The following is a 26,758-nucleotide window of genomic DNA, read 5'->3' as shown; positions in this document are numbered from 1 at the left end:
GACTTGTGATCCGCAAGGACAAAAGCCCGCGGATAGGCGGGCGTTTATCACGGTGGAAAAATCAGTTGAACAAACCGTAGAAAAACAGTCGGATACTATCCCAGAGCTGGCGGAAAATGCCACCCTCGGCAACGCTTTGCATGGCAATCAAATCAGCGCTGTGCACCAGCTCTTCGCCATTGCGCACCTCAACCACGCCAATCACCTGGCCCTGTTCAATGGGGGCAACCAGCGTAGGATCCAGACTCATGCTCGCCTTCAGATTCTTGCCCTGGCCACGCGGCACGGTCAGGGTCAGATCCTCGGCCAGGCCTGCCTTAACCTCACCTTGCTCGCCCTTCCAGATCTTCGCCTTCGCCAGCTCGTCGCCGCGCTTGTAGAAGGTCTCCGTTTCAAAGAAGCGGAAACCATAGGTGAGCAGCTTTTGGGTCTCCGCCGAACGGGCCTCTTCGCTGCTTGTGCCAAACACCACGGAAATCAGTCGCTGGCCATCACGCACCGCTGAGGCCACCAGGCAATAACCTGCTTCATCGGTATGTCCGGTTTTCAGGCCATCCACGGATTTGTCGCGCCACAGCAGCAGGTTGCGGTTGGGCTGTTTGATGTTGTTCCAGAGGAATTCCTTCTGCGCGTAGACCGCGTAATGCTCCGGGTCCTGATAGATGATTGCCCGCGCCAGCTTGGCCATGTCATGGGCCGAAGAGTAATGCTCCGGGTCCGGCAGGCCGGTGGCATTGCGAAAATGAGTATTCTGCAGGCCCAAACGCGTAGCGCTTTGGTTCATCATCTCGGCAAAGGATTCTTCACTGCCGGCGATGTGCTCGGCCAGCGCTACACTGGCATCGTTGCCGGACTGGATGATCACGCCGTGCAACAGGTCATCCACAGTTACCTGGCTACCGACCTGAATGAACATGCGCGAGCCGCCGGTGCGCCAGGCCTTTTCGCTGACAGTCACCAAGTCTTGCTCGCTAATCTGCCCGCGGTTGATTTCCAGCGTGGCAATGTAGGCCGTCATCAGTTTGGTCAGACTGGCCGGCGGCAAACGTTCGTCGCCATTGTTGTCCACCAGCACTTTGCCGCTGGCCGCATCCATCAATACATACGACTTGGCTGCCAGCTGAGGTGGAGCTGGGATAGCCTGCTCGACGGCCATTGCCGCCGGGGTCACAAAACTCAAGACGGAAACGAGCAAGCAAGGCGCAAAACTGAAGATTTTCATTCTTCTCCCTGACATTTTTTAATAGGAACGCAGCCCAATGCTGGAGTGCCGCCCGTAGGGCGTGCTTCAGACCCTGAGCGAGTGACTAAGTTCACCGAGGGGGATGCATGATTGCCCGATAATAGCAGCACGAGCCAATATTCTGCAGGTGGGCCAGCGATACAAACCGAATCAGTCGTGATTCAGATGCGCAGCCTAATCGGGACGCACTAGACGGGGCTGACCAAGATTGGCCAGACGCACACTGTCCTGCACTTGCTGGGCCTCGCTCTGGCTGCCAATCGGCCCCAGGCGAACACGGTGCAGAATCTGGTTATTGTGCAACACGGAGCTTAGGAAAACGGGCACTGAAACAGTTTCAGACAACTTGGCCTTGAGCAGCTCTGCCGCATCCGGATTGGCAAAAGCCCCTACCTGTAAATACAGCGCATTGTTTTGAACCGCCTGAGGATACGCCGAGGCGACCTGCACGGGCAGCACGGCCGCGGCATGCTGCTGTGGCGGCGGTGTGTACTGCTCCATGGGCTGAGTGCTCAGCCTGGAAGCCGGTGCAGCCGCAGCGGGTTGTGCCAGCACGCCAGGCACCGGCTGGCCGCGTGCAGCCCACCATTCATGGGGATCGATGCCTTCCACTCGCACGCGCGCCGTACCGCTCTCGGCGAAGCCGAGCTTCTTGGCCGCAGCGAAGGACAAATCGATGATGCGGTCGGAATAAAACGGCCCGCGATCATTGACCCGCAGCGTCACCTGGCGACCGTTGTCCAGGTTTGTGACCTTTACGTAGCTGGGCAGCGGCAGAGTCTTGTGTGCGGCGGTCATCCCGTAAAGATCATAGGACTCGCCGTTGGCGGTGGCCTGGCCATGGAACTTGGTGCCGTACCAGGAGGCTGTACCCGTCTCCCGATAGTTACGCCCGTCGGGCATGGGGTAGTAGCTCTTGCCCAGCACCGTATAGGGATTAGCCTTGAAGCGTCCGTAGTGCGGCATTGGCGTGGCGTCGGGAATCTGCGAGACATCCACATCCCACCAGGGCGCGCCATCCTGGTGCGGACGGGAGTAGCTCGTCGGCCCGCTCAGCCCTGGCGTACTTGCAGTGGGCTTGGACACGGGCGGGCTGGAGCACCCGGCCACGATCAGCAGGCTAGACAAAGCCAGCGGCAACCCCATCCTGACCATCACTTCATGCCCCGCACGCGGCTTAGTTCGCCGGCCAGTTGATGCACGGCCATGGCGTACATGGTGCTGCGGTTATAGCGGGTGATCACTGAAAAATTATGCAGCCCGAACCAGTATTCATCACCCGCCTCGCCCTCGAAACGAAAGGCGAGGACCGGCAAATCGTCCGCCAAGGCGGTAGCCGGCTGCCAACCCAGCACACGCAGTTGAGCCACCGTGTGCTGTGGGTCAAGGGTCGTGTTGAGACCCTCCTCGATGCGATCGCCTTGGACCTCAGCCCGACTGACCACCGCTTCGCCGCTGGCCCAGCCATGACGCTTGAAGTAACTGGCCACGCTGCCGATGGCATCTACGGGATTATTCCAGATATCGATACGGCCATCGCCGTCGAAGTCCACCGCATAGGCGCGGAAGCTGCCCGGCATGAATTGCGGCAGACCCATGGCGCCCGCATAGGAGCCCTTGAGCTGCAGCGGATCGACCTGCTCTTCACGCGTCAGTTGCAGGAATTCGCGCAGCTGCTGACAGAAAAATGGTGCACGCGGCGGGTAATCGAAGCACAGGGTGGACAAGGCATCGAGCACCCGGTAATTGCCGGTGTTGCGGCCATAGAAAGTTTCCACGCCGATGATCGACACGATCACCGAGGCCGGCACGCCATATTCGCGCTCGGCGCGGCTCAGTGCCTCCTGGTGTTCGCGCCAGAAATCCACACCACGGGCGATACGCGCCTCGGTGATGAAGATCGGCCGGTATTCCTTCCAGGGCTTTACCCGCTCGGCTGGCTTGGAGATGGCATCCAGAATGGCCTGCTTGCGCTCGGCTTCGGCGAACAGGGCCTGGAGCTGTTCTTCGGCGAAACCATAGCTGCGGGTCAGTTCGTCAATCATCGCCTGTGCATGAGGCGAACCTTGGTAAGTCGTAGCGCTGGCAACACCCGAGGCGGCCAGCATCACCGCGGCAAAGGTTGCGGTCAGCCAGCCCTGTACAGTCTGCAACGTGTTCTTCATTGGGGTGCGATCCATTTGCGATGGGTGTGAATGGCCATCAAAACTCCAAACCCTGACAGCAGGGTCACCAACGAGGTACCACCGTAACTGATAAACGGCAGGGGTACCCCCACCACCGGCAGGAGACCGCTGACCATGCCGATATTGACGAATACATACACAAAGAACGTTAACGTCATGCTTCCGGCGAGGAGTTTGCCAAACAGCGTCTGCGCCTGCAGCGTAATTACCGTACCACGGGCAATCAGCAACAAATAAAGAAGAAGAAGCAGGCAAACACCCACCAGACCAAACTCTTCGCTGAGCACGGCAATGATAAAGTCGGTATGGCTTTCCGGCAAAAAGTCCAGGTGTGATTGGGTACCGAGCAGCCAGCCCTTGCCATACACACCGCCCGAACCAATGGCCGCCTTGGACTGGATGATGTTCCAGCCCGAGCCCAGCGGATCGCTCTCCGGATCAAGGAAGGTCAGCACCCGCTGCTTCTGGTACTGGTGCATCACGAAGTACCACATGAACACGGCAATCGGTACCACGGCTGCCACCGCACCGATAATCCAGCGCCAGCGCAATCCGGCAATGAACAATACAAAGGCACCTGAGGCGAGAATCAGCAAGGACGTACCCAGATCAGGCTGACGCAGGATCAATACGAAGGGGATAACGATCAGCAGCAGACTGATGCTGGTGTGCTTGAGGCCCGGCGGCAAACTGCGGCTGGCCAGATACCAGGCAATGGTGGCCGGCATGATGATTTTCATGAATTCCGCCGGCTGGAAGCGAATCACTCCGGGGATATAGATCCAGCGAGTCGCGCCCATGGCGTTGTGGCCCATTACGTCCACCACCACGAGCAGCCCCACTCCGACAACATATGCAAACGGCACCCAACGGGCCATGAAGCGCGGTTCCAACTGGGCGATCACCAACATGGCCGCCAGGCCCAAGCCGAAGGAGCTGGCCTGCTTGGCGAGCAACTCGAGGTTCTTGCCGCTGGCCGAATACAGCACGAACAGGCTGACGGCCGCCAGAACCAGCAACAGCAACAGCAGAATGCCGTCGATATGCAGACGCTGCAGCGGACTGGCCCGGCGGCGCAGCGCATCCTGGTTGGACAGGGTACGGTCAAACTCATTGAACACGGCGAACCACCTCGGCGGGTTGCGGCGGGGCAAACTGAGGCTTGAGGCGACCGTCTTCACCCAGCAGCCAGGCATCCATCACCTGGCGCGCCACCGGACCGGCCACCCCAGAGCCCGACTCGCCGTTCTCGACCATTACCGCCACGGCGATCTGTGGGTCGTCAGCCGGTGCGTAGGCGACAAACAGTGCGTGGTCACGATGCCGTTCATCAAGCTTTTCTCGGTCATATTTTTCGCCTTGTGCAATGGCCACCACCTGAACCGTACCGCTTTTGCCGGCGATCCGGTAAGGCGCATCCAGGCCCACTCTGCGGGCAGTGCCACGGGCCCCGTGGACCACCGCCTCCATGGCGCGACGCCCCTCTTCCCAAAAGCGGGGATTTTTCAATTCGATGTCCGGAAATGGATTGGGATCCACCGTTGGCACACCACCGACACTTTTTGCCAGATGCGGTCGAATCCACTTGCCTCGCGTGGCCATCAGCGAAGTCGCCTGAGCCAGCTGCAGGGGTGTGGACTGCATGTAGCCCTGACCGATGCCGAGAATAACGGTTTCGCCCGGGAACCAGACCTGGCGATAGCGCGCCTGTTTCCATTCGCGCGACGGCATCAAGCCTGCGGTTTCTTCGAACATGTCCAGGGACACGCGCTTGCCGAAGCCGAAAGCCGACATGTAACGATGTAACTCGTCGATGCCCATCTTGTGGGCCAACTCATAAAAATAGGTGTCATTGGAGCGGGCAACCGCCAGCTCCAGACTGACCCAGCCATCTCCATAACGGTTCCAGTTACGGTAACGGTGACTGTGATTGGGCAACTGGAAATAACCGGGGTCGAATATCTTGGTGTCCGGCGTAACTGTGCCGCTGTCCAGCCCGGCGACTGCCACCATCGGCTTGATGGTCGAGCCCGGCGGATACAGACCACGCAACACGCGGTTGTACAGCGGACGATCAATGGACTCGCTGAGCTCCGCGTACTTCTTGAAACTGATGCCGGTGACGAACAGGTTGGGGTCAAAGCTGGGCTGACTGACGATGGCCAGCACTTCACCGGTAGCCGGCTCCAGAGCCACCACTGCGCCTCGGCGCCCGGCCAACGCCTCTTCGGCTGCGGCCTGCAGGTGCACATCCAGACTGAGCACCAGATCCTTGCCGGGCTGCGGCGGGGTGCGCTTGAGCACGCGCAACACACGTCCCCGGGCATTGGTTTCGACTTCTTCGTAGCCGACCTGACCGTGCAACTGATCCTCGTAAAAACGCTCGATGCCGGTTTTGCCGATATGGTGCGTGCCGCTGTAATTAACCGTGTCGAGACGCTTGAGTTCCTGCTCGTTGATGCGCCCGACATAGCCGACCGAATGAGCGAAGTGTTCTTGCTGGGGGTAATAACGAACCAATTGCGCGGCGACTTCGACTCCAGGCAAACGGAACTGATCGACCGCGATGCGGGCAATCTGCTCTTCGGACAGCTCGAACATGATCGGCACCGGCTCGAAGGGCCGGCGCCCCTGGCGCACGCGCTTCTCGAACAACTGACGTTCTTCATCGCCCAGCTGCAGCACCGCGACGATGCGGTCCAACACATCTTCCCAGTCACCGGCCCGCTCACGCGTGACCGTCAGGCTGAAACTCGGTCGGTTATCAGCCAGCAAAATCCCGTTACGGTCATAAATCAGCCCGCGCGTTGGCGGCACGGGCTGCACGTGAACACGGTTGTTCTCCGACAGGGTGGTGTGATGCTCAAACTGGATCACCTGCAGATAAAACATCCGCGCAATCAGCAGCAGGGTCAGCACCACGACACAGGCGGCGCCCACGAGCATGCGCCGCCGCACCAGGCGGGTGTTGCGTTCGTGGTCATGCAGGGGGATCGAGTGCGGCATCGTTACGGCTGACTACTTGTGATAAGGATGCCCGTTGAGGACGGTCCAGGCGCGATAGATCTGCTCGCCGAGCAGAATGCGCACCAGCGGATGCGGCAAGGTCAAGGGCGACAACGACCAACGCTGCTCACTGCGCGCGCATACTTCTGGCGCCAGGCCCTCGGGCCCACCAACCATCAGATTGACATTGCGCGCTTCGAGACGCCAGCGTTCCAGCTCAGCCGCCAGTTGCTCGGTACTCCAGGGCTTGCCATGTACCTCAAGGGTGACGATGCGTTCGCCCGGTTGCACCTTGGCCAACATGGCCTCGCCTTCCTGACGGATCAGCCGCGCCACGTCGGCATTCTTGCCGCGGGTGTGCAACGGAATCTCCACCAGTTCCAGCGGCAGTTCGGGCGGCAGGCGCTTGGCATATTCATGCCAGCCATCTTCCACCCAGCGCGGCATGCGCGAGCCGACCGCAATCAGTTTGATTCGCACGGCTGCGGCTTATTCCGCGTCGGTGCCGTGCTGTGCGCGGCTTTGCTCCGCACCGCGCCACAGGCGCTCCAGGTCGTAGAACTCGCGCGTGGCCGTTTGCATGGTATGCACTACCACATCGCCCAGATCGAGCAGCACCCACTCGCCGCCTTCCATGCCTTCACAGCCGATCGGGCGCACACCTTGCTCCTTGACCTTCTCAAGGACATTGTCGGCCAGCGACTTGACGTGACGGCTGGAAGAACCACTGGCAATCACCATGAAGTCGGTGACGCTGGTCTTGCCGCGCACATCGATAACGGTGACGTCCTGGGCCTTCATATCTTCCAGGGCGGCGACCGCCAGCTGGACCAGTTGTTCGTTTTGCATTCGGAAACTCTTCACTTAAGGTTCAGTTCGACGCAGGGTACAGCCCATGCGCGTGTATGTATGCCAGTACCGCATCGGGCACCAGAAAACGGATCGATCTGCCGCTGGCCAGCCGCTCACGCAATTGCGTGGCGGAGACTTCCAGCGGCGTTTGCCAGATAAACGAGATTTGCCCGCCCGGACCATTCAGCGTCAGTGGGTCACTGACACTGCGCCCGGCCAGCAAGTTGCGCAGTTCATCGGGCGCCTCGCTGTCGGCGTCCGGCCGTTGCAACACGAGGATATGGCAATGGTCGAGCAGTTCTTCCCAGCGATGCCAGCTGGGCAGCCCGCAAAAGGCATCCCAGCCCAGCAGGAGAAACAGTTGATCGTGGACCGCCAACTCCTGGCGCAGTGAAAGCAGCGTATCAACGGTGTAGGACGGCTTGTCCCTGCGCAGTTCACGGTCATCCACCGTCAGTGGCGTGACGCCCTGGACGGCACATTGCACCATGGCCAGCCGGTCTTCGGCAGACACCTGCGGCGTACCCCGATGGGGCGGGCGGGCGCTGGGAGTCAACCGCACCTCATCAAGGTCGAGCAGCTCCGCGACCTCCAGCGCTCCGCGCAGGTGTCCTATGTGCACCGGATCAAAGGTGCCGCCCAGAATACCGATGCGCCGTGTCATCAGCTGCGGGTATGCCCGTCGCCAAAGACCACGTATTTTTCACTGGTCAGGCCGTCCAGGCCGACCGGACCACGCGCATGCAGCTTATCGGTGGAAATGCCGATCTCCGCCCCCAGGCCATATTCGAAGCCGTCGGCAAAACGGGTCGAAGCATTGATCATCACCGAACTGGAATCCACCTCAGTGAGAAAACGCCGCGCATCACTGAAATTTTCGGTGATGATCGAATCGGTATGGTGCGAGCCGTAATGGTTGATGTGCTCGACGGCCTGCTCAAGCGAATCGACCACGCGAATCGCCAGAATCGGTGCGTTGTATTCGGCGAACCAGTCGTCCTCAACGGCTTCCCGCACATCGCTGCCCAGCAGCTCGCGGGTACGTTCGCACCCGCGCAACTCAACCTGCTTATCGCGATAGACCGAAGCCAGCGGCGGCAATACCCGGTCCGCTACATCGGCATGCACCAACAGGGTTTCCATGGCATTGCACGGCGCATAGCGCTGAGTCTTGGCGTTGTCAGCGACGCGAATGGCCTTGTCCAGGTCGGCAGCGACGTCGATGTACACGTGGCAGACACCGTCCAGATGTTTGATCACCGGCACCTTGGCATCGCGACTGATGCGCTCGATCAGCCCTTTGCCGCCGCGCGGCACGATGACGTCGACGAACTCCGGCATGGTGATCAGCGCGCCCACGGCGGCACGGTCCGTGGTTTCCACCACCTGCACGCACGCCGCCGGCAGGCCAACCTCGGCCAAGCCCAGCTGAATGCAGCGGGCAATCGCTTGATTGGAATGAATCGCCTCGGAGCCGCCCCGCAAAATGGTGGCATTGCCTGACTTCAGACACAGGCTGGCAGCGTCAATGGTCACGTTGGGCCGCGACTCGTAGACGATGCCGATCACTCCCAATGGGACACGCATCTTGCCGACCTGAATGCCGGACGGCATATAGCGCATGTCACGGATCGAACCGATCGGATCAGGCAGCGCAGCAACTTGGCGCAGGCCTTCGATCATCTCATCGATACGTGCTGGCGTCAGCGCCAGGCGGTCGAGCATGGCGTCGTCCAGGCCGGAAGCACGACCGGCAGCCAAATCCTTCTCATTGGCAGCCAGCAACTCGACACGGGCGCCATCAAGGGCGCGCGCGACGGCCAACAGGGCATTATTCTTCTGCGCCGTAGTAGCACGCGCAGTCACTCGCGAGGCCTCGCGCGCGGCGCGGCCCAGGCGGGTCATATAGTCGAGCACGGAGTCGGTCATGGCTTCGGATCTGGAAAGAGTCGGAGAAAGCGGCAGATTATAGCCGTGCCGGCTTGTCAAGCACAGCGCGCCGTGCACACGCCCAATCATCTTAGCGCCAGACGCTGATTGCGACCCACTGTAAGCAGCATTTCGCAATAGTTGTAACGCCCTGCGGCCAGTAGTCATCTGACGCTGACGAACAAGTTGGTTATCATGCCGGCAGTTTCCGCCTGCGAGATCCCCATGCCCCGCCTGCTGTTATGCCTGCTACTGCTGTTCACCCTGCCCGCCAGTGCCGGCCTGTTCGACGCCCCTCGCCCACCCTCCGCTTTGTCCGGTGGCGCACTGAACAATAGCCAGGATTTTCTGCCGGTGGACAAAGCCTTTCGGCTTGAGCTTAGCGAGGCCGCCGATGACGGCAGCGCTCACCTGCGTTTTATCAATGCCGATGGCTATTACCTGTACCAGCATCGCTTCACGTTCAACAGTGACCAGCCAGGCGTGACGATTGGCAACCCGCAATTGCCTGCCGGAACTGCCAAGACCGATGAATTTTTTGGCGATGTCGAGGTGTATTACGGCGTGACGGACATTGTCGTGCCTGTGGACAACCCGCAAAACCTGCCGTTTACCCTCAGCGTGGGCTATCAGGGCTGCGCCGATTTGGGCCTGTGTTATCCCCCGGAAACCCGTGCGTTCAGCATCGGCGATGCCCCAGCCGACGCAGCGGGTGAGGCACAGGCCTGGAGCTGGGGCGATTTGGCGTTGTTCTTTCTGGCCGGCTTGGGCCTGACCTTCACCCCGTGCGTACTGCCGATGCTGCCCATTCTCTCCGGTGTCGTTTTGCGCGGGCAGATCGGCGGGATGCGCGGCCTCAGCCTGTCGGTAGCTTATGTGCTGCCGATGGCGGCCTGTTTCGCCTTGCTTGGCGCGCTGATGGGTGTGTTTGGTGCCGGCCTGAATTTGCAGGCGCGCCTGCAATCTCCCTGGATTCTCGTGCCCTTTGCTGCTTTTTTCGCAGCCTTCGCCCTGGCCATGTTCGGCACGTTCGAGCTGCGCCTGCCCCGCGTCATCAGCGAACCGCTGGATAAACTGGCCAGCAATACCCGCGGCGGCTCGTTGTGGGGCGCGGCGCTGCTGGGCGTGCTGTCCAGTCTGCTGGTGTCGCCTTGTGTATCCGCTCCACTGGTCGCCGCCCTGCTCTACATCAGCGTCAGTGGCGATGCCCTTGGTGGCGGGCTCAAGCTGTTCGCCCTGGGCTTGGGAATGGGCACACCGCTAGTGCTGTTCGCCGTGGGCGGCGGTGCCCTTCTGCCCAGGTCCGGCACCTGGATGGTGACCGTGCGCAATGCCTTTGGCGTGCTACTGCTAACGGTTTCGGTATGGCTGCTGGAGCGCGTGCTACCCGGCCCAGCGGCGTTGGCACTGTGGGGTTTGCTGGCGGCCGGCACGGCGCTGTGGCTGGGCGCGCTGGAGTTCATCCCCAAGCCGGGCAAGCAGAAAATCGCCCAACTGGCCGGCCTGGCACTGCTGGTGTACGGCCTGAGTGCCTGGATCGGCGCCCTGCAGGGCGAGTCCGATCCCCTGCGTCCGCTTGGTCGCATGGAGATACAGACCGCCACGCTTTCGTCCCCGGGCAATGGCTGGCAAATGCTGGACACGCCGGCTGCGCTCGACGCTGCCCTGCTCGCGGCGAAGAATGCCGATCAGCCACTGCTGCTCGACTGGTATGCCGACTGGTGCATCAGTTGCAAGGTTATAGAGCGGGAAGTGCTGGAAGCGCCAAAGGTCCGCGAGCACCTCACCGGCTATCAACTGGTGCGCTTTGACATTACCCGCAGCGATGCGTCACAACGTGCCCTACTCGATCGCTACCAGCTGTTTGGCCCACCGGCGCTGCAATTGTTCGCGCCTACCGGAGAGGAATGGCAGGATCTGCGCACCGTCGGCGAAACCGACGCGGCCAGCTTTGCCGCACGTCTGCGCCAGGCGAATAGCCGCTTCTGAGTGAGGCGGTTATTGACCCATCGTCACCGGCGCATCGCTGACCAGGCGGTCGCGCCCTTCGACAAAAGATCCATTTTCCTGACAATTTCGGCAAACCCCCACCAATCGGCGGCCTACTGTTCTTATCTAGACAGCCACCCACCTTTGCCGGCATATTTCACCGCTTTCCACCGTGACAAGGATTCCCATGGCCAGCTTACTGGTGCTGCACGGCCCCAATCTCAACCTGCTCGGCACGCGTGAGCCCGGGCTTTATGGGGCTGTCACCCTCGAGCAGATCAATCAGGACCTCGAGCAACGCGCACACAGCGCCGGCCATACCCTCAGCCATCTGCAGAGCAATGCCGAGTATCAGTTGATCGACCGCATCCACGCCGCCCAAGGCGAAGGCGTGCAGTTCATCATCATCAACCCGGCCGCTTTTACGCACACAAGCGTCGCATTACGTGACGCGCTGCTGGCGGTGAGCATCCCATTCATCGAAGTTCACCTGTCCAACGTACATAAACGTGAACCTTTCCGGCATCACTCCTACTTCTCCGACATTGCGGTGGGAGTGATTTGCGGTCTCGGCGCCAGCGGTTATCGCTTGGCCCTGGAGGCGGCACTAGAACACCTTGAACGCCCCTGACCCCACTTGGGAGTGATTGCTTAATGGATATCCGTAAAGTCAAGAAACTGATCGAGCTGCTGGAAGAGTCCGGTATCGACGAACTGGAAATTCGCGAAGGCGAAGAGTCCGTCCGCATCAGTCGCCACAACAATAAGGTCGCTCAGACCGTCTACGCTCAAGCGCCTGCTCAAGTTGCCGCTCCGGCCGCTGCGCCGGCCGCCGCTCCGGTTGCCGACGCTGCGCCGGCCGCACCCAAGCTGAACGGCCACGTGGTCCGCTCGCCCATGGTCGGCACCTTCTATCGCGCCTCTTCGCCGACCTCGGCCAACTTCGTTGAAGTCGGCCAGACCGTGAAGAAGGGCGACATCCTGTGCATCGTCGAAGCGATGAAAATGATGAACCACATCGAAGCTGAAGCCAGTGGCGTCATTGAATCCATCCTGATGGAGAACGGTCAGCCGGTAGAATTCGACCAGCCGCTGTTCACCATCGTTTGATGCGCGGGGAACCTGCGATGCAGCTGGAAAAAGTTCTGATTGCCAACCGCGGCGAGATCGCCCTGCGTATCCTGCGTGCCTGCAAGGAACTGGGTATCAAGACCGTGGCGGTACACTCCACCGCGGACCGTGAGCTGATGCACTTGTCGCTGGCCGACGAGTCGGTGTGCATCGGCCCAGCGAACGCTGCCCAGTCTTACCTGTCCATCCCGGCCATCATTGCTGCCGCCGAAGTCACTGGCGCCACAGCGATCCACCCGGGCTACGGCTTCCTGGCTGAAAACGCCGACTTTGCCGAACAGGTCGAACGCTCCGGCTTCGCCTTCGTTGGGCCGAAAGCCGAGACCATCCGCCTGATGGGCGACAAGGTGTCCGCCAAGAACGCGATGATCAAATCCGGCGTACCTGTGGTGCCCGGCTCCGACGGCCCGCTGCCGGAAGATGAGCAGGAAGCCCTGCGCATCGCCCGTGAAGTGGGCTATCCGGTGATCATCAAGGCCGCCGGCGGCGGCGGTGGTCGCGGTATGCGCGTGGTGCACAAGGAAGAAGACCTGATCAAGTCGGCCAAGCTGACCCGCACCGAAGCTGGTGCTGCGTTCGGCAACCCGATGGTCTATCTGGAGAAGTTCCTCGGCAATCCGCGTCACGTGGAAATCCAGGTACTCTCCGACGGGCAGGGCAACGCCATTCACCTGGGCGATCGCGACTGCTCGCTGCAGCGTCGTCACCAGAAGGTTCTGGAAGAAGCGCCTGCGCCGTTCATCGACGAAAAGGCCCGCGCCGAAGTGCTCAAGCGCTGTGTCGATGCCTGCATCGAGATCGGCTACCGGGGCGCTGGCACGTTCGAGTTCCTCTATGAAGACGGCCGTTTCTACTTCATCGAGATGAATACGCGCGTGCAGGTCGAGCACCCGATCACCGAAATGGTCACCGGCTTCGACATCGTCAAGGAGATGCTCAGCATCGCCGCCGGCAACAAGCTGTCGATCAAGCAGCAAGACGTGGTGATTCGTGGCCATGCGCTGGAGTGCCGGATCAACGCCGAAGACCCGGCGACCTTTATGCCCAGCCCGGGCAAGATCAAGCACTATCACGCGCCAGGCGGCAACGGCGTGCGCGTCGACTCGCACCTGTACAGCGGCTATGCCGTACCGCCGAACTACGACTCGCTGATCGGCAAGATCATCACCTACGGTGCCACCCGCGACGAAGCCATGGCGCGCATGCGCAATGCCCTGGACGAAATCGTAATCGACGGGATCAAGACCAACGTGCCGCTGCACCGCGATCTGACCCGTGACGAAGGCTTCTGCAAGGGTGGTGTGAATATCCACTACCTGGAAAAGAAGCTGGGGATGGACAAGCACTAAGCAAAAGTCGACAAAAGCGCTGAAGGCTGGATGGCCGGACGGAAAAGCGGATAATCCCCCTTTCGTCCAGCTTTCCAGCCTTCAGCCGTTTTACAACGAGGTTTTTATGCCCTGGCTACAAGTCCGTCTCGCCATCACCCCTGACCAGGCGGAGACCTACGAGGATGCGCTACTCGAAGTCGGCGCCGTCTCGGTCACCTTCATGGACGCCGAGGATCAGCCGATATTCGAACCGGACCTGGGTACCACGCCGCTGTGGAGCCACACCCACCTGCTCGCGCTGTTCGAAGGCGATGCCGATGCCGACCAGGTCGTCGCCCACCTGCGCCTGCTGACCGGTGACCCGCTTCCGGAGCACCACATCGAACGCATAGAGGATCAGGACTGGGAACGCAGCTGGATGGACAATTTCCAGCCCATGCGCTTCGGTCGTCGCCTGTGGATCGTACCGAGCTGGCACGAAGCACCCGAGCCCGACGCCGTCAACCTGCTGCTCGATCCGGGACTGGCCTTTGGCACCGGCACCCATCCGACCACTGCACTGTGCCTGCAATGGCTGGACAGTCAGGCACTGGAGGGTTGTACGGTGCTCGACTTCGGTTGTGGCTCGGGCATCCTGGCCATTGCCGCCCTGCTTTTGGGCGCAGAGCACGCAGTCGGCACGGACATCGATCCGCAAGCCGTAGAAGCCTCGCGCGACAACGCCACCCGTAACGGCATCGACCCGGCGCGCTTCCCGGTCTACCTGCCCGAGAACCTGCCCCAGGAACAGGCTGACGTCGTCGTCGCCAACATTCTTGCCGGGCCGCTGGTCGCCTTGGCGCCGCAGATCACCTCCCTGGTCAAGACGGGCGGGCGGCTGGCGCTGTCCGGTATCCTCGCCGAACAGGCCGAAGAGGTGCGCGCCGCCTATGCTGCAGACTTCAATCTCGATCCCACCGCAGAACAAGTCGGCTGGGTGCGGATCAGCGGCGTGCGTCACGGCTGAACGATCAGATGTTCCCCCAGGCCCTGACCACCAGCCTGGGAGCTTGCGCTAGACTAGACGCCCCTGTTTTCAGCGGATTGTTCCATGACCGAGACATTCGTCGCCCAGTGCCCCCATTGCCGAACCAGCTTTCGCGTCAGCCGCGCGCAGTTGGGCGCTGCCCATGGCGCGGTTCGCTGCGGCGCATGTCTCCATGTGTTCAATGCCGCCCGCCAGGTCCTCGGCGACGCTGCGATTCAAGTCCCAGCTCCGGCGTCCAGGCCTACCACGACGACCACGGCCAAGTCCGCTGCGCAAACCAAACCAGCCGCCCCGGGCGTTTCCCCGCCTGCCCCGACGGCTACCCCGGCAGCACCACGCAATCCCGTGGAGGATGACCTGCGCATCCATGATGACCTAGACCTGGGCGACATGGACCTGGATCGAGAGCTGGAGCGCCTGGAACAGGAGGAACATCAACTTTCTCAGCAGTTCCTCTCTCTGCACGCCACCGACGAGCCCTCATTCGATGACGCGCCGGACGCCCCGATAACGGATGACGAGGCTTGGGCCGAGGCCCTGCTCGACGAAACGACCGACAGCAAAGCCCGCCGCGAGCTGCACATCGAGCCTGCGCTGGGCGAGCTGGAACCTGAGGCACCCACACGTGGTGCGCGCTCCAGCTCCACCACGCCCAAGCTCGAGTCCATGCACGCCCAGCCTGACGGCGATTTGTCCGCCCGCCACTACGAGGGCGGCCTGGATCAGCTCAATGAACCTCCCTTGCAACTGGAATGGCAACGCCCGAAGAAACCCTGGGGACGCTGGATTGGCTGGAGCTTGTTGATCCTGCTCGCCCTGCTGGGTCTGGCCGCGCAGTATGTCTACTACCACTATGCAGAACTGGCACGTCAGGACCGCTACCGCCCCTGGTTCGAGCAGCTGTGTCCGCTGGTGGGCTGCAGCCTGCCGTCCAAGGTGGACATTACCCAGATCAAGAGCAGCAACCTGGTGGTGCGCAGCCACCCACGTTATACCGGCGCGCTGATTGTGGATGCGATCCTGTATAACCGCGCCGCCTTCGCACAACCCTTCCCACTGCTGGAAATGCGCTTCTCCGATATCAACGGCCAATTGCTGGCCAGCCGGCGCTTCAAGCCCAGCGAGTACCTGAGTGGCGAATTGGCCGGTCAGCGGGAAATGCCACCTCAAACGCCGATCCACATTTCGCTGGACATCCTGGACCCCGGCGCTAAGGCAGTGAACTACAGCCTGGGCTTTCATTCGCCGGAATGATGGTGGTTAAAGCCAATTTCGGGCTGCGCTTATCACAAAACAACCCTTGGCGATAAGCCCCAAGCTGCTCAGAATTTGTTCAGTTCGACCTTTATCCGTTCATGAAGAGCGGGTATTATGCCCACCCTTTTTTGCAGTCCCCGATTCGACCTGAACCAGCAGGCCCCATGCAGGGAAGTCCTATGTCAGCGCTACGTATCGGCCCCTACACATTGCCCAACCGTTTGATCCTGGCGCCCATGGCGGGCGTGACGGATCAGCCATTCCGCCAGCTTTGCCGGCGTTTTGGCGCGGGGCTGGTGGTGTCTGAGATGGTCACCAGCGACGTACGGCTGTGGAACAGCCGCAAGTCACGCCTGCGCCTGCCTCATGAAGATGATCCCGAGCCGCGTTCGGTGCAGATCGCCGGCGGCGACGCGCTCATGCTCGCTGAAGCGGCGCGCGCCAATGTCGCATTGGGCGCGCAGATCATCGACATCAACATGGGCTGCCCGGCCAAGAAGGTCTGTAACAAGGCCGCTGGGTCTGCGCTGATGAAAGACGAGCGACTGGTGGCGGAGATTCTCGCCGCCGTGGTAGCCGCGGTCGATGTACCGGTGACGCTTAAAATACGTACGGGATGGGATCGTCAGAACAAAAACGGCATCACAATAGCGAGGATCGCTGAGCAGGCAGGCATAGCCGCCCTGGCGGTGCATGGCCGCACCCGCGCCGACCTGTACACCGGCGAGGCCGAATACGACAGCATCGCAAGCATCAAGCAGGCCGTGTCGATGCCGGTGTTCGCCAATGGCGACATCGACTCACCGCACAAGGCCCACGCGGTGCTCGCACACACAGGCGCCGATGGATTGCTGATTGGCCGGGCTGCTCAGGGACGCCCGTGGATTTTTCGTGAAATCGCCCATTTTCTGGAAACCGGCGAGCAGTTGCCGGGACCAGGCCTGATCGAGGTGCAACACATACTGCTGGAACACCTGGCCGCACTGCATGTTTTCTATGGAGATGTCATGGGCGTTCGCATCGCCCGCAAGCATGTCGGCTGGTACCTGGCAACCCTGCCGGGCGCCAAGGAGTTCCGTGCTCAATTCAATCGTTTGGACAACACGGACGCGCAGCGCGCCAGCATTCGAGAATTCTTCGCCGCGCGAATCGACGCTGAAGAAGAGGTGGCCGCATGACGACGATGACCGAGACCTTTTTAAGTGGAACAACACCCGTGAGTGAGCAAGCCAACCTGAAACAGCACCTGAACACGCCTATTGAGGAGGGTCAACCGACCCTGCGCGGCAGCGTGGAGCAGGCGCTGAAAAATTATTTCGCCCATCTCGAGGGCGCCTCCGTCACGGATGTGTACAACCTGGTGCTTTCCGAAGTGGAAGCCCCGCTGCTGGAAACTGTGATGAATCATGTGAAGGGCAACCAGACCAAAGCTTCCGAGCTGCTCGGCCTGAACCGCGGCACCCTGCGCAAGAAACTCAAGCAGTACGACCTTCTTTAAGCCACAAGCCGCAGGCTCCAAGCCGCAAGCAGATGCGTTTTCCCTGTACTTGCGGCTTGTGCTGTCAGCTAAACCTTTGATGGAATCGCTATGACCGACCAAACCACCCGTCTTTCCGTCCGCCGCGCGCTGATCAGCGTGTCCGACAAATCCGGCGTCGTCGACTTCGCCCGTGAACTCGCCGCCCTGGGCGTCGAGATTCTCTCCACGGGTGGCACCTTCAAGCTGCTCCAGGACAGCGGAATTGCCGCTGTGGAAGTTGCCGACTACACCGGTTTTCCGGAAATGATGGATGGCCGGGTCAAGACCCTGCACCCGAAGATCCACGGCGGCATTCTTGGCCGTCGTGACCTGGACGGCGCGGTGATGGCCGAGCACGGCATCCAGCCGATCGACTTGGTGGCGGTCAACCTCTACCCCTTTGCGGCCACCGTGAGCAAGCCGGACTGCACGCTGCCCGACGCCATCGAGAACATCGACATCGGCGGGCCGACCATGGTGCGTTCCGCCGCGAAAAATCATAAGGACGTGGCCATCGTGGTCAACGCCAGCGACTATGCCGGCATCGTCGAATCCCTCAAGGCCGGTGGCCTCAGCTACGCGCAGCGCTTCGACCTGGCCCTCAAGGCCTTTGAGCACACCGCGGCCTACGACGGCATGATCGCCAACTACCTGGGCACCATCGATCAAAGCAGCGAGACCCTGTCCACGGCAAACCGTGGCCAGTTCCCGCGCACCTTCAACAGCCAGTTCATCAAGGCGCAGGACATGCGCTACGGCGAAAACCCGCACCAGCAGGCAGCCTTCTACGTCGAAGCCCAGCCCGCCGAAGCCTGTATCGCCACCGCCACGCAACTGCAGGGCAAGGAGCTGTCCTACAACAACGTGGCCGACACCGACGCTGCGCTGGAGTGCGTGAAGAGCTTCACCAAGCCGGCCTGTGTGATCGTCAAGCACGCCAACCCGTGCGGCGTCGCCGTGGTACCGGAAGCCGAGGGCGGCATCCGCAAGGCCTATGACCTGGCCTATGCCACCGACAGCGAGTCGGCGTTCGGCGGCATCATCGCCTTCAACCGCGAGCTGGACGGTGCTACCGCCCAGGCCATCGTCGAGCGTCAGTTCGTCGAAGTGATCATCGCCCCAAGCATTTCCGCCGACGCTCGTGCTGTGGTCGCCGCCAAGGCCAACATTCGCCTGCTGGAGTGCGGCCAGTGGCCTGCCGAGCGCGTCAATGGCCTGGACTACAAGCGCGTCAACGGCGGCTTGCTGGTGCAGAGCCGCGACATCGGCATGATCACCGAATCCGACCTCAAGGTCGTGACCCAGCGCGCGCCGAGCGAGCAGGAAATCCATGACCTGATCTTCGCCTGGAAAGTGGCCAAGTTCGTCAAGTCCAACGCCATCGTCTATGCCAAGAACCGCCAGACCGTGGGCGTGGGTGCCGGGCAAATGAGCCGCGTCAACTCCGCCCGCATCGCCGCAATCAAGGCCGAACACGCCGGCCTGCAGGTTCAGGGCGCCGTAATGGCCTCCGATGCCTTCTTCCCGTTCCGCGACGGCCTGGACAACGCCGCCGCCGCCGGCATCACCGCCGTGATCCAGCCGGGTGGCTCGATGCGCGATGCAGAAGTCATCGATGCGGCCAACGAAGCCGGAATTGCGATGGTCTTTACGGGAATGCGTCACTTCCGCCATTGATCCGCTGGTGGATGGCTTCGGCCTCCACTCTACAGGGAACGCCAGACATCGTAGGGTGGATAACGCTCTGCTTATCCACCGCGGGCCACAGGCCCGCCCCCAACGGGAGAAAGAAATGAACGTATTGATCATCGGCAGCGGCGGTCGTGAGCACGCCCTAGCCTGGAAGGTCGCGCAGGACAAGCGCGTCGAGAAGGTTTTCGTCGCACCCGGTAACGCCGGCACCGCCACCGAGGCTAAATGCGAGAACGTCGCCATCGACGTGCTCGACATTGAGGCACTGGCTGATTTCGCCGAAAAAAACGTACAACTGACCATCGTCGGCCCGGAAGCGCCGCTGGTGAAAGGCGTGGTCGATCTGTTCCGCACCCGCAAGCTGGATATTTTCGGCCCGACTGCGGCCGCCGCTCAGTTGGAAGGTTCCAAGGCGTTCACCAAGGACTTCCTGGCTCGCCACAAGATTCCCACCGCCGACTATCAGAACTTCACTGAAGTCGAACCGGCCCTGGCCTACCTGCATGAAAAGGGCGCGCCGATTGTCATCAAGGCCGATGGCCTGGCCGCCGGCAAGGGCGTGATCGTCGCCATGACCCTGGCCGAGGCCGAAGATGCCGTGCGTGACATGCTGTCCGGCAATGCCTTCGGTGAGGCCGGTTCGCGCGTGGTCATCGAGGAATTTCTCGATGGCGAAGAAGCCAGCTTCATCGTCATGGTGGACGGCGAAAACGTGCTGCCCATGGCTACCAGCCAGGACCACAAGCGCGTCGGCGATGGCGACAGCGGCCCGAACACCGGCGGCATGGGCGCCTACTCCCCCGCTCCGGTGGTCACCGATGCCATCCACCAGCGTGTGATGGACGAAGTCATTTACCCGACCGTGCGCGGCATGGCTGGCGAAGGCAATGTCTACACCGGCTTCCTGTACGCCGGCCTGATGATCGATAAGGCCGGAACGCCCAAGGTCATCGAGTTCAACTGTCGCTTCGGCGACCCGGAAACCCAGCCGATCATGATCCGCCTGGAGTCTTCGCTGGTCCTGCTGGTCGAGGCCGCACTGGCCAAGGCGCTGGACAAGGTCGAGGCTACCTGGGACCCACGTCCGACAGTCGGCGTGGTCCTCGCTGCCGGCGGCTACCCAGGCGACTACGCCAAGGGTGACGTGATCGAAGGCCTGGATGCTGCCGCCCAGCTGGACGGCAAGGTGTTCCATGCCGGCACGGCGCTGAATGCACAAAATCAGGTGATCACCGCCGGCGGTCGTGTACTGTGCGCCACGGCAATTGGCAGCAGCGTGGCCGATGCCCAGCAGCAGGCGTATCGTCTGGCAGAAAAAATCCGCTGGAACGGCTGCTTCTACCGCAGCGACATTGGCTACCGCGCCATTGCTCGCGAACGCGGAGAAGGCTGAGTCCCCTCGGAAAAAACAGGCCCCGCATCAGCGGGGCCTTTTCATTTGCGGGTACTCAGTGCCAGTTGCGCAGGTCCCTGTCCTTGGTTTCCGGCATCAGGAACAGGCCAATGAAGAACGTCATCACCGCCACGATGATTGGATACCAAAGACCGTAATAGATATCGCCCGTTGCCGCCACCATGGCGAAGGCGGTCGTCGGCAGGAAGCCGCCGAACCAGCCGTTGCCGATATGGTAAGGCAGCGACATGGCCGAATAGCGGATGCGCGTGGGGAACAGCTCGACCAGCATCGCCGCGATGGGACCGTAGACCATCGTCACAAACAGCACCAGAACCGTCAGCAGCACAACCAGCATCGGTTTGTTGATCTGCTCCGGATCCGCCTTGGCGGGATAGCCGTGGCTGTGAATCGTCTCGGTCATGCTCGCGTTGAAAGCATCGCCTCGTGCCTTGAACTCATCTGCAGGTAGGCCGGCTCCAGAAAACGAGGCAATCGTCTCCTCGCCGATTCTGATGCTCGCAAGAGTGCCTGCCGGCGCCGCTTCGTTGGAATAATTCACCGAGTTGCGGGCCAGAAAGCTCTTGGCGATATCGCAGGACGTCACGAACTTCGAGGTGCCGACCGGGTTGAACTGGAACGAACACTCGCGGGGGTCCGCCACCACCGTCACCGGCGCGCTGGCTTGCGCCTGTTCGAGCGCAGGGTTGGCATAGTGAGTGATCAGGCCGAACAGCGGGAAGTAGGTCAACGCCGCGATAAGGCAGCCGCCCAAGATGATCGGCTTGCGGCCGATCTTGTCGGACAGCCAGCCGAACACGATAAAGAAGGGCGTGCCGATCAGCAGCGAGAGCGCGATCAGGATGTTGGCCGTCGCACCGTCCACCTTCAACGTCTGCGTCAGGAAGAACAAGGCATAGAACTGGCCGGTGTACCACACCACCGCCTGTCCCGCCGTCCCGCCAAACAGGGCAATCAGCGCCACCTTGGCGTTTTCCCAGCGGCCAAAGGCCTCGGTGAGAGGCGCCTTGGACGTCTTGCCCTCCGCCTTCATTTTCTTGAAGGCCGGGCTCTCGCTCAGGCTCAGACGAATCCACACCGAAATAATCAGCAGCACGATGGACAGCAAAAAGGGAATACGCCAACCCCAGGCCGCAAATTCTTCCTCGCCAAGCCAGGTGCGCGTGCCAAGGATGATCAGCAGCGAGAGGAACAAGCCGAGCGTCGCGGTCGTCTGGATCCATGATGTATAGAACCCCCGCCGGCCGTGCGGTGCGTGTTCGGCTACATAGGTCGCGGCGCCTCCGTATTCCCCGCCGAGCGCCAACCCCTGAAACAGACGAAGGGCAATGAGGATGACAGGCGCTGCCATACCCCATGTCGCATAACTGGGCAACACACCGACGATAAAAGTCGACAGACCCATGATCGTAATGGTGATGAGGAAGGTGTACTTGCGTCCGACCAGATCGCCTAGCCGACCGAAGAAGATCGCACCGAATGGCCGCACGGCAAAACCGGCCGCAAAGGCCCCCAGTGCGAGGATGAAGGCTGCCGTAGGGTTGATCCCTGAGAAGAACTGCGCCGCGATGATCGCTGAGAGCGATCCGTACAGATAGAAGTCGTACCATTCAAAAACGGTACCCAAGGAAGAAGCGAAAATGACTTTCCGTTCCTCCGCCGTCATGGCTCTGGCCGGTGGGTGATCGGCCTCCAGCGTTGCGTCGCTCATGGTGCCTCCAGGACGCCAACGGGCAAGCGCGTGATCGCCCTGTGCCGGACGTCTTTTAAGAGTGTTTGCCGAAAAAGCTACTCGTTTAAAGAAAACAGGCGAGGCAAAAACGCCACACTACTTTGTGTTCTCATTAAAGACGGCAGCTCAAAAAATCAGCCAAACGGTGCAACGTGCCGAGCAAGCGCCTGGCAGACACCTGCTTCGAGCGAACGCTGAAAAATATCGAACCAAACGACTCAGCACCTGCGTACAGGCAGTATTTCCTCCACCTAACCTTAGGTTGGTAAGTATCAAGATACGCGCGACTACGCTAAAAACCGCGCTTAAGGCGGATTTATATCTACCTTTCCCTTGTTACACCGATTCTTGTCGCGGCTATAATCGGGCAAATTTTTCGCTGGATGCTCTCTTAGTGCCCAGGCTCAGGACCGCCACTGCATTTCTCTTCGGCCTGCTGCTAATTGCTTGGGCATCACTGGGCCTGTCAGGGCCAGCCATGGCGAATGCCAGCACCTCTTTCAGCGATGCGCCTGGGGCGCCTTCGCAACCTGCCCGTGAAACCTGGGAATTGTTCATCGACGCTACCGCTGAACTGGACCTGGAACAGGTCATTGCGCGAAGTTCACAGTTCCGGCCGTTAAAGCTGCAAGCCCTGACCCATCCGCCCACAAAGAGCGCGGTATGGCTGCACGCCTCCGTTCCGCCACTCAACCAACCTCATTGGCTGTGGTTATTTGCGCCTTATTTGCAGCATGTCGACTTCTACCTGCTGGAAGACGGTCATCTGCAACAAGAAATCCGCACGGGCGAGCATCGGTCGGGCACTGGGCAGATATACGACAACCATCCCTATTATTTTTCCTTGCCCGACGACTCCAGGCCACGCGACATCTACCTGCGCATCACCTCCCAGCACACCTTGATGGCCTGGTTCAACATCCTGGACGGGCCTATGGTGCGTGATCAAGGGCATCCCCTATTGCTGTTTGGCGCCTTGTTCGGCGCGTTGGCGATCTTGCTGGTCTATTGCCTGATTCGTGGCCTGAGTACCCGCACGGCCGCCTATGGTTGCCTGGTCGCGCTGCAGGCAAGCCTGCTGCTGGGACTGGCCGCTCATCTGGGCCTGCTACACCTGCTTCCCGGTACTGGCTGGCAAACGCAGGTGAATGCCTTTACCAAATTAGTCGGCTCACTGAGCTTGCTGAGCCTTGCCCTGACCGCATTCGCTCCACGCCGGAGTCCCTGGCGCACGGTGTTAAAAGTAGAACTGGTGATCGGCCTCGCTCTGGCCGTGCTCATGTGTTTCGAGACCCGGCCCTGGCACTCATCCCTGCTGCACGGATTGCTCTTGGTGGTTTCGTTGAGCGTGTGCAGTCTGGGTGCTTCACACTGGCACAGGGGCCATCAGCCGGCACGGTTGGTGTTTTTTGCCATGCTGCTGTTCAGCGGCACGCTGATGTTTTTCATTCCTGCGCTTCTTGGCTATATGCAACTGCCCTTCGGGGTACTGATCGTGGCCATCTATGGTGTCGCCGCGCTCAGCAATCTCATGCTGTACCACGCCTTGGTAGAACAACAGCGGCTGGTCGAGCAAACCGCCGCCACTGCGCATACGAGGACAGCCGTCACCGATGCAGAGCTGCGTACCAAAGCAGACTTTCTCGCCAAGGTCAGCCATGAAATCCGCACGCCCATGAATGGCGTCCTGGGTATGAGCGAGCTGCTGCTTGGCACCCAGCTATCGACCCGGCAACGCGACTATGTGCAAACCCTGCACAGTGCCGGCAATGAGCTGCTTATCCTGATCAACGAAATTCTGGACATCACACGACTGGAAACGGGCAGCATCGAGCTGGAAGACGTGCAATTCGATCTCCATGCCCTACTCGATGATTGCCTGACAATCTTCCGCAACCAGGCTGAACAGCAGCGAGTCGAGCTGATCAGCTTTGTGCAGCCACGCGTGCCACAGGTCATCTCCGGCGACCCCACCCGATTGCGTCAGGTGCTGGTGAGCTTGCTGCACAATGCATTCAAACAAACCGATACGGGCGAAGTCCTGTTGGTGGCTGCCCTGGATGATGATGGTCCGACACCGCGCCTGCGCATCGCCGTACAGGACAGCGGTCGGCCCTATTCACCAGAAGAACAAGACTCCTTGCTCACGACCCCGTTGCTGAGCCATGACCTGCTTTCAACCCATAAGGTGGACGGACACTTCGGCCTGCTCATCGCCCGCCAGTTGGTGCAGCTGATGCAAGGCCAATACGGTATTCAGGGCGGTACAGAGCAGGGTAATACGCTGTGGCTGTCCTTGCCTCTGGATGAAGAGCATCTGGAGCAGCCGAACGCCAACCTGGAAGCGCCCCTGCAGAACATTCGCCTCCTGGTGGTGGACGACAACGAAACCTGTCGCAAGGTGCTGGTTCAGCAGTGCAGCGCCTGGGGCATGAACGTCAGCGCCGTGGCCACCGGCACCGAGGCCCTGGCCTTGCTGCGTACCCGGGCCCATTTGCAGGACGACTTCGACGTGGTGCTGCTCGATCAGGACATGCCCGGCATGACGGGCATGCAATTGGCCGCGCGAATCAAGGAAGATCCTTTCCTCAACCGCGATATTCTGCTGATCATGCTTACGGGCCTGAGCAACGCGCCAAGCAAGATCATCGCTCGCAACGCCGGCATCAAACGCGTCCTGACCAAGCCCGTGGCCGGCTACACCTTGAAAACCACCATTGCCGAAGAGCTGATTCGACGCAACGGCGGGAATCGTGCACGCGGATTTACCCAGGCGAGCGACGCCCTGCCATTGCCTGCGGATTTCCGCATCCTGGTGGCGGAAGACAACAGTATTTCCACCAAGGTGATCCGCGGCATGCTGGGCAAGCTCAACCTGCAACCGGATACCGCCAGTAACGGCGCTGAAGCCCTACAGGCAATCAAGGAGGGTCATTACGACCTGGTCTTGATGGACTGCGAAATGCCGGTACTTGACGGTTTTTCCGCCACCGAACAACTGCGTGAATGGGAACGTCGCGAACAGCGGCCCCGCACGCCCGTGGTGGCCCTCACCGCACATATCCTCAATGAGCACAAGGAACGCGCCCGCCAGGCGGGCATGGACGGCCACATGGCCAAGCCTGTGGAGCTTTCGCAGTTGCGCGAAACCATCGAGCACTGGGTGCTTGAACGGAACCTGCACCGCAGCGCACTGTCTTGATGCCGTTCCGGCAGTTCTATGGCTCTTGAACGCGAGTTGCCGGTAGCGCGCAGACCTTTACGGCAACGATGGACAGCCCGAGCTTTTGTCTAGCTCCTAGGCTAAAATCGCGGCTATTTTTTCCCGTCCCCCTCCCCCGAGACTCTCGCAATGCTCGCCGAGCTGTTCAGTGTTTACTTGAGGATGCTGGTGCTTTACAGCCCCTTCTTTGTGCTGTCCTGCTTCATCAGCCTGTCCCGTGGCTACACCGTCAAGGAACGCAAGCGCCTGGCCTGGCGCGTGGCCGCTGGCGTGCTGACTTCAAGTTTATTGCTGTACCTGTTCGGCCGGTACATTTTCGATCTATTCGGTATCACCATCGATGCCTTCCGCATCGGTGCCGGCACGGTGCTGTTCATTTCGGCGCTGGGCATGGCCCAGGGCAAGGCTGTGGCGACCAGCGACAATGTGCAGCAGGACGTGACCATAGTGCCGCTGACCATTCCGCTGACTGTAGGACCGGGCACCATCGGTGCTCTGCTGGTTATGGGCGCGGGTGATCAGCTCTGGGACCAGAAGCTGATCACCATCGCTGCTCTGGGCCTGTCTGCACTCACTGTCGGCGCGATTCTTTATCTGTCGAACCAGTTCGAGCGGCTGCTCGGCGATCAGGGGCTGCAGATAGTCAGTCGCTTGATGGGTCTGTTCGTGTGCGCCCTGGCCGCTCAAATCATCTTTACTGGCGTAAAAAACTATCTGCTGGGCTGATCAGGCCTGGTTGAGGCACGCGCGGTATTCCTCCAGGTAGTCACCGGCGAGCAGCAGTTTCTGCTGCGCCTCGAGCACCTTGCCGGCCATCTGGAAGAAGGAATGCTCTTCTTCGTCCAAGTGATGGTGAACCTTCTCCGCGAGCTTTTTCGCCTGAACCAGCCAACTGGAACTGCTCGGGTCGGTCTGTTCCAACGACTCGACCTGTTCATCCATTTCATGGTGTTCGGCAATCGCATGGCGGGAAAGCGTCTGGGTCAGGTCGGCCTGTAACAAAGGGATGTAGAAATGACGCTCTTCGGCCATCGCATGAGCGGCGAGTTCCTGCTTGAGCCGTCCGAACAGCACATGCCGCTCGGGACTGTCGCCCTGCGTGGCGAGCAGCTCGGCACACAAGGCGCGCTGTATTTCGTGACTCTGGCGCAGGGCTTCAAAAATGGTCATAGCGCATCTCCAACGTGATGTGATCACGTAGAGACTAGCTCGCGCCTTACACCCTGA

The 26,758-nt window shown here is 60.8% G+C and carries 23 protein-coding genes; 12 read left to right on the top strand and 11 right to left on the bottom strand.

From position 1 onward, the window contains the following. Positions 1-61: 61 nt before the first annotated feature. The 9 genes from H9642_RS02270 to H9642_RS02230 all read right to left on the bottom strand — a co-directional run bounded on the left by H9642_RS02270 (position 62) and on the right by H9642_RS02230 (position 9,216). Positions 62-1,222: a D-alanyl-D-alanine carboxypeptidase family protein gene (locus tag H9642_RS02270; RefSeq protein ID WP_251834785.1), complete on the bottom strand. Its 1,161-nt coding sequence runs from the start codon at positions 1,220-1,222 to the stop codon at positions 62-64. Between the two features lie 195 nt (positions 1,223-1,417). Beyond that, a complete protein-coding gene (locus H9642_RS02265; protein WP_251835344.1) occupies positions 1,418-2,398 on the bottom strand; it encodes a septal ring lytic transglycosylase RlpA family protein in 981 nt (326 codons plus the stop codon). Further along, positions 2,398-3,396: a lytic murein transglycosylase B gene (gene mltB, locus H9642_RS02260; RefSeq protein WP_251835343.1), complete on the bottom strand. Its 999-nt coding sequence runs from the start codon at positions 3,394-3,396 to the stop codon at positions 2,398-2,400. The genes H9642_RS02265 and mltB overlap by 1 nt, the downstream gene beginning before the upstream one ends. An 8-nt stretch (positions 3,397-3,404) precedes the next feature. After that, a complete protein-coding gene (rodA, locus tag H9642_RS02255; protein ID WP_251835342.1) occupies positions 3,405-4,508 on the bottom strand; it encodes a rod shape-determining protein RodA in 1,104 nt (367 codons plus the stop codon). A 31-nt stretch (positions 4,509-4,539) separates the two neighbouring features. Then, positions 4,540-6,435 carry a penicillin-binding protein 2 gene (gene mrdA / locus H9642_RS02250; protein ID WP_251834784.1) on the bottom strand — a complete coding sequence of 632 codons (1,896 nt, stop codon included), beginning with the start codon at positions 6,433-6,435 and terminating at the stop codon, positions 4,540-4,542. 12 nt (positions 6,436-6,447) lie between these two features. Beyond that, complete coding sequence (rlmH, locus tag H9642_RS02245) at positions 6,448-6,915, bottom strand: 23S rRNA (pseudouridine(1915)-N(3))-methyltransferase RlmH (protein ID WP_251834783.1); 468 nt, start codon at positions 6,913-6,915, stop codon at positions 6,448-6,450. A gap of 9 nt (positions 6,916-6,924) precedes the next feature. Continuing rightward, positions 6,925-7,284, bottom strand: a complete 360-nt coding sequence (gene rsfS / locus H9642_RS02240) for a ribosome silencing factor (protein WP_251834782.1) — start codon at positions 7,282-7,284, stop codon at positions 6,925-6,927. 22 nt (positions 7,285-7,306) lie between these two features. Further along, positions 7,307-7,951: a nicotinate-nucleotide adenylyltransferase gene (nadD, locus tag H9642_RS02235; protein WP_251834781.1), complete on the bottom strand. Its 645-nt coding sequence runs from the start codon at positions 7,949-7,951 to the stop codon at positions 7,307-7,309. After that, the gene (locus H9642_RS02230; RefSeq protein ID WP_251834780.1) at positions 7,951-9,216 is read right to left on the bottom strand and encodes a glutamate-5-semialdehyde dehydrogenase; all 1,266 of its coding nucleotides are present in this window, start codon (positions 9,214-9,216) and stop codon (positions 7,951-7,953) included. Before H9642_RS02230 ends, nadD begins: the two co-directional genes overlap by 1 nt. A 225-nt stretch (positions 9,217-9,441) precedes the next feature. Between H9642_RS02230 and dsbD the strand changes: the two genes are divergently transcribed. The 10 genes from dsbD (at position 9,442) to purD (ending at position 20,555) form a co-directional block, all read left to right on the top strand. Next, a complete protein-coding gene (gene dsbD, locus H9642_RS02225) occupies positions 9,442-11,205 on the top strand; it encodes a protein-disulfide reductase DsbD (RefSeq protein ID WP_251834779.1) in 1,764 nt (587 codons plus the stop codon). Between the two features lie 187 nt (positions 11,206-11,392). After that, on the top strand, positions 11,393-11,836 hold the full coding sequence (aroQ, locus tag H9642_RS02220; protein WP_251834778.1) for a type II 3-dehydroquinate dehydratase: 444 nt from the start codon (positions 11,393-11,395) through the stop codon (positions 11,834-11,836). Positions 11,837-11,859: 23 nt separating this feature from the next. Beyond that, positions 11,860-12,315 carry an acetyl-CoA carboxylase biotin carboxyl carrier protein gene (accB, locus tag H9642_RS02215; protein WP_251834777.1) on the top strand — a complete coding sequence of 152 codons (456 nt, stop codon included), beginning with the start codon at positions 11,860-11,862 and terminating at the stop codon, positions 12,313-12,315. 17 nt (positions 12,316-12,332) lie between these two features. Further along, a complete protein-coding gene (accC, locus tag H9642_RS02210) occupies positions 12,333-13,685 on the top strand; it encodes an acetyl-CoA carboxylase biotin carboxylase subunit (RefSeq protein WP_251834776.1) in 1,353 nt (450 codons plus the stop codon). 106 nt (positions 13,686-13,791) lie between these two features. Next, positions 13,792-14,673, top strand: coding sequence for a 50S ribosomal protein L11 methyltransferase (prmA, locus tag H9642_RS02205; RefSeq protein ID WP_251834775.1), 882 nt, complete (start codon positions 13,792-13,794; stop codon positions 14,671-14,673). Positions 14,674-14,757: 84 nt separating this feature from the next. Beyond that, entirely contained in the window at positions 14,758-15,948 is a 1,191-nt protein-coding gene (locus H9642_RS02200; protein ID WP_251834774.1) for a DUF3426 domain-containing protein, read from the top strand. Between the two features lie 182 nt (positions 15,949-16,130). Further along, positions 16,131-17,129, top strand: a complete 999-nt coding sequence (dusB, locus tag H9642_RS02195; protein ID WP_251834773.1) for a tRNA dihydrouridine synthase DusB — start codon at positions 16,131-16,133, stop codon at positions 17,127-17,129. Beyond that, positions 17,126-17,449: a DNA-binding transcriptional regulator Fis gene (gene fis / locus H9642_RS02190; RefSeq protein WP_251834772.1), complete on the top strand. Its 324-nt coding sequence runs from the start codon at positions 17,126-17,128 to the stop codon at positions 17,447-17,449. The genes dusB and fis overlap by 4 nt, the downstream gene beginning before the upstream one ends. A gap of 90 nt (positions 17,450-17,539) precedes the next feature. Continuing rightward, the gene (gene purH, locus H9642_RS02185; protein WP_251834771.1) at positions 17,540-19,147 is read left to right on the top strand and encodes a bifunctional phosphoribosylaminoimidazolecarboxamide formyltransferase/IMP cyclohydrolase; all 1,608 of its coding nucleotides are present in this window, start codon (positions 17,540-17,542) and stop codon (positions 19,145-19,147) included. A gap of 115 nt (positions 19,148-19,262) precedes the next feature. Then, positions 19,263-20,555 carry a phosphoribosylamine--glycine ligase gene (purD, locus tag H9642_RS02180; RefSeq protein WP_251834770.1) on the top strand — a complete coding sequence of 431 codons (1,293 nt, stop codon included), beginning with the start codon at positions 19,263-19,265 and terminating at the stop codon, positions 20,553-20,555. A 55-nt stretch (positions 20,556-20,610) separates the two neighbouring features. On the opposite strand, the gene H9642_RS02175 is transcribed toward purD, so the two are convergent. After that, positions 20,611-22,287 carry an MFS transporter gene (locus H9642_RS02175; RefSeq protein ID WP_251834769.1) on the bottom strand — a complete coding sequence of 559 codons (1,677 nt, stop codon included), beginning with the start codon at positions 22,285-22,287 and terminating at the stop codon, positions 20,611-20,613. Positions 22,288-22,702: 415 nt separating this feature from the next. Between H9642_RS02175 and H9642_RS02170 the strand changes: the two genes are divergently transcribed. Together H9642_RS02170 and H9642_RS02165 are read left to right on the top strand one after the other, a co-directional pair. Further along, the gene (locus tag H9642_RS02170) at positions 22,703-25,510 is read left to right on the top strand and encodes a response regulator (RefSeq protein ID WP_251834768.1); all 2,808 of its coding nucleotides are present in this window, start codon (positions 22,703-22,705) and stop codon (positions 25,508-25,510) included. A gap of 150 nt (positions 25,511-25,660) precedes the next feature. Then, entirely contained in the window at positions 25,661-26,257 is a 597-nt protein-coding gene (locus tag H9642_RS02165; protein ID WP_251834767.1) for a MarC family protein, read from the top strand. Here the strand turns inward: H9642_RS02165 and H9642_RS02160 are convergent, their stop codons facing one another. Then, positions 26,258-26,701 (bottom strand): hemerythrin domain-containing protein, encoded by a 444-nt coding sequence (locus H9642_RS02160; RefSeq protein WP_251834766.1) that lies wholly within the window; start codon positions 26,699-26,701, stop codon positions 26,258-26,260. Positions 26,702-26,758: the final 57 nt, after the last annotated feature.

The sequence above is a fragment of the Serpens gallinarum genome (assembly GCF_014836765.1).
Lineage (GTDB): Bacteria > Pseudomonadota > Gammaproteobacteria > Pseudomonadales > Pseudomonadaceae > Serpens > Serpens gallinarum.
The sequence above is the reverse complement of the archived record's forward strand: the minus strand, read 5'-3'. Positions and strand labels throughout refer to the sequence as shown.